The organism is Pseudoalteromonas sp. AWM4_233 (assembly GCF_056158285.1).
Genome location: NZ_JBSWSZ010000055.1, coordinates 5,309 through 5,871, shown reverse-complemented (window position 1 = coordinate 5,871; position 563 = coordinate 5,309). Strand labels below are relative to the sequence as shown.

General features: G+C 39.6%; 2 pseudogenes. Both read left to right on the top strand.

The features are described from left to right. Positions 1-41: 41 nt before the first annotated feature. Positions 42-314: pseudogene (locus ACXAC4_RS19750) on the top strand (ACT domain-containing protein); the annotation flags it as partial. Between the two features lie 8 nt (positions 315-322). Then, positions 323-511: pseudogene (locus ACXAC4_RS19745) on the top strand (redoxin domain-containing protein); the annotation flags it as partial. Between the last annotated feature and the right edge of the window lie 52 nt (positions 512-563).

The following is a 563-nucleotide window of genomic DNA, read 5'->3' as shown; positions in this document are numbered from 1 at the left end:
AAGGTTAACGACGGTTAGATTCACCTCTTACACAGCACCTTACTGAAGACGATTATATTGGTGCTTATAATTTAGAATACACGGGCATAGACGCGCCAGGCACACTCAGCAAAGTGACACGTTTTATCGCAGAGCATAATGTCAGTATCGCATCATTAAAATCTGACACGTATGAACAAGACAATGAATTACATATGCGCTGTGAGTTAGAATTAAATTTACCTGCACAGATCGATCTTGACGATTTCAAAGTACAATTCGAAGCACTTTCAAGTACACTCAATGTAGATTACATTTTAAGACGTATTCGCTAAGGATATATATGAACACATTAAAAGCAGGTGACAACGCACCTTTATTCTCGTTACAAAACCAAAATGACGAAACAGTCGAGCTAAAAGCCTTATTAGAATCAAACCAAGTTTTAGTTTACTTCTACCCTAAAGCGTCAACGCCGGGTTGTACGGTACAGGCAGAAAACCTGCGTAACGAAAAGGCACAACTTGCCAGGTGCTGTGTAAGAGGTGAATCTAACCGTCGTTAACCTTAGCAATACGTTTTTG